The following is a 2,941-nucleotide window of genomic DNA, read 5'->3' on the forward strand; positions in this document are numbered from 1 at the left end:
TCCTTGTAACCGGCCTGGATGTCGGTCAGCACCTGCGGCGTCGGCTTTCCGTCGATCCAGTCGACCATGCCGCGCCAGAACGAGCCCGAACCGACGCTGGCCGGCATCAGGTCGGACGCGTCGAAGCGGAACGTCGTGGCCGGGTCCTGCAGCAGCTCCATGGCCTCGGTCAGGAACTGGCTGGACGCCAGCGACGGGTCCGCACCCGTGTTGGCCGAGATCGCGCCGCCCAGCTTCACGCGGGCGTCGGCGAACTCCGGCGTCGACATGTACTCGAGCACCTTCTGGGTGTTCTTGTCGTCCGAGAACGCGGTGACGAACTCGCCGCCACCCTCGACCGACTGGTCGCCCTCCTTGATGCCCGGCAGCACGAACGCGTACACGTCGCCGTCCGGGGCGATGTTCGGCTCCGCGCCGTCGGCGGTCTTGACCGTCAGCAGGTTTGCCGTCAGGAACGACGCCTGGTGGGTCAGCGCGCACGAGCCGTCCGCGATCTTGGCCGCGACGTCGCCGAACGCCGTCGAGTTGATGCTCTTGACGTCGCCGAAGCCGGCGTTGACGTAGTTCGGGTCGAGCAGGATCTCGCCGACCGAGTCGAACGCGGCCTCGATGTCGGGGTCGGTGAACGGGGTGTCGCCCGCGGCCCAGCTGTCGTAGACGTCGGCGCCCGCCTGGCGGAGGACCAGGTCCTCGACCCAGTCGGTGCCGGGCCAGCCCGACGCGTCGCCCGACGAGAAGCCGGCGCACCACGGTGCGGTGCCCGTCTTCTCCTGGATCGTCTTGGTGAGCGTCAGCAGGTCGTCCCACGTCTTGGGAACCTCGACGCCCCACTCCTGGAAGCTCTTGGGCGAGTAGTAGACGTAGCCCTTGACGTTGGCGAGCATCGGGGCGGCGTAGAACGTGCCGTCGACGCTGCCGTAGTCCTTCCAGGCCGGGGCCCAGTACTTGTCGACGTTGTCGGAGACCTCCTTGGTGCCCTCCTTGACCTCGCCGGTGCCGACGAGCGAGGCGAGCAGGCCCGGCTGCGGGACGATGGCGATGTCGGGCGCGGAGCCTCCCGCGACCTTCGTCACGATGTTGCCCTCGAAGCCCTTGTCGCCCGTGTAGACCACCTTGATGCCGGTGTCTTTCGTGAACTGATCGAACGACTTCTGCAGGTTGTCGGCTTCGGAGCCGGTGATGCCGCCGGAGATCTGGACCGTCTTGCTGTCGCCAGAGTCGCCGCTGTCACCGCCCTCCGCACAGCCCGCGAGGGTCACAGCCGCGATGGCCGTGAGCCCCAGCGCGACGTAGCCGTGCCGACGACGTGATCGCAGTGCAGTCATGTTCGCTGCCTCCTCCTTGAGTACGCGGGGCTCACCTCAGTGCCCCCGCCCGTGAGAGATCGGGAACCGATTCCATGCTCACGCTAGGGGATGCCGCACAGCCGCACAATGACCGCGGATCACAAGTCGGTAAACAGGGCGCTCCGGGTGGCGGGCCGCAGGCGATCAGGGCATGATGAACGCTGGAACCGGTTCCAGTTTTCGGCGACACGGCGGTCGTCGGAGTGCGAGGAGGACCCGATGGCGGGCATCGCCGAAGTGGCGCGGGCAGCGGGCGTGTCGAAGTCGACCGCGTCGCGCGCGCTGACGGGCGGCGGGTACGTCTCGCAGGCGACGCGCGAGCGGGTGAGGGATGCCGCCGCCGCCCTCGGCTACGTCCCCACCACGAGCGCGGTTAGCCTCGTGACGGGCCGCACCCAGACGATCGGCGTCGTCATGCCCACGCTCGACCGATGGTTCTTCGCACAGGTGCTGGAGGGCGTCCAGGACGCGCTGCTCGAGCGCAAGTACGACCTCGCCCTGTACGGCGCCCCGCCCGAGTCCGCGGCGCGCCGCGAGATGTTCGAGCACTTCCTCGCGCGCAAGAGGTTCGACGGGCTCATCGCGATCGGCATCGAGCCGAACGCCCACGAACTGGAGCGCCTGGTGGCGTTCGGCAAACCGGTCGTGAGCGTCGGCGGGTACGACGTCGGCACCAATGCCGTCTCGATCGACGACGAGGCCGCGGCACGCATCGCCACCGACCATCTGATCGGGCTCGGTCACCACGACATCGTGTTCCTCGGCGGCGACCCCGACGGTCGGCGCACGAGCTTCGGCGACGGCCGCCGGCTCGACGGCTACCTGTCGGCGATGCACGACGCCGGGCTGGCGGCATCCGCTCGCCACGTCCAGTCCGAGGTCGCGATGCCGGGAGGTTACGGCGCCGCCGTCGACCTGCTCGGCGACCGCCGCACGCGCCCGACGGCGATCGTCGGGGTGTGCGACGAGGTGGCCGTGGGCGCGATCATCGCAGCCCGGCGACTCGGCATCCGCGTGCCCGAGCGTCTCAGCGTCGTCGGCATCGACGACCACGCCTACGCCGACATGTTCTCGCTCACGACCCTGCAGCAGCGCCCGCACCAGCAGGGGCGCGCGGCAGCGGAGCTGCTGCTGCGCCAGATCGACGAGCCCGGCGTCCCCACGCACCGCCTGTACGAGCCGTCGCCCCTCGTCGTGCGCAACTCCACGGCTCCGGTCGACGACGATGCGTCCGCGATCATCGGCGTCGGTCCCTGACACGCTCGCCCGCACGACGAAAGCCCCGGGTGCGAACACCCGGGGCTTTCGTGAAGGGAACGAGATTACTTGAGGGTAACCGTCGCGCCGGCCTCTTCGAGGGCGGCCTTGGCCTTGTCGGCCGTCTCCTTGTTCGCGCCCTCGAGGACGGGGCTCGGAGCGCCGTCAACGAGCGCCTTGGCCTCGCCGAGGCCCAGCGAGGTGAGCTCGCGGACCGTCTTGATGACCTGGATCTTCTTGTCGCCGGCAGCCTCGAGGATGACGTCGAACGAGTCCTTCTCCTCCTCGACCTCGGCCGCGGCACCCGCGCCACCGGCGCCGGCAACGGCGACGGGAGC

General features: G+C 69.5%; 3 protein-coding genes. 1 reads left to right on the forward strand and 2 read right to left on the reverse strand.

What is annotated here, in order from left to right:
• A partial coding sequence (locus ACTHNQ_RS16955) for an ABC transporter substrate-binding protein (RefSeq protein ID WP_440335128.1) occupies positions 1 to 1,325 on the reverse strand: 1,325 nt, incomplete at its 3' end.
• Positions 1,326 to 1,565: 240 nt separating this feature from the next.
• Here ACTHNQ_RS16955 and ACTHNQ_RS16960 point away from each other — a divergent pair.
• A complete protein-coding gene (locus tag ACTHNQ_RS16960) occupies positions 1,566 to 2,603 on the forward strand; it encodes a LacI family DNA-binding transcriptional regulator (protein ID WP_018172775.1) in 1,038 nt (345 codons plus the stop codon).
• A gap of 65 nt (positions 2,604 to 2,668) precedes the next feature.
• Here ACTHNQ_RS16960 and rplL read toward each other — a convergent pair.
• A partial coding sequence (gene rplL / locus ACTHNQ_RS16965; RefSeq protein WP_440335129.1) for a 50S ribosomal protein L7/L12 occupies positions 2,669 to 2,941 on the reverse strand: 273 nt, incomplete at its 5' end.

The sequence above is a fragment of the Microbacterium sp. genome, assembly GCF_051953575.1.
In the GTDB taxonomy this organism is placed as follows: Bacteria; Actinomycetota; Actinomycetes; order Actinomycetales; family Microbacteriaceae; genus Microbacterium.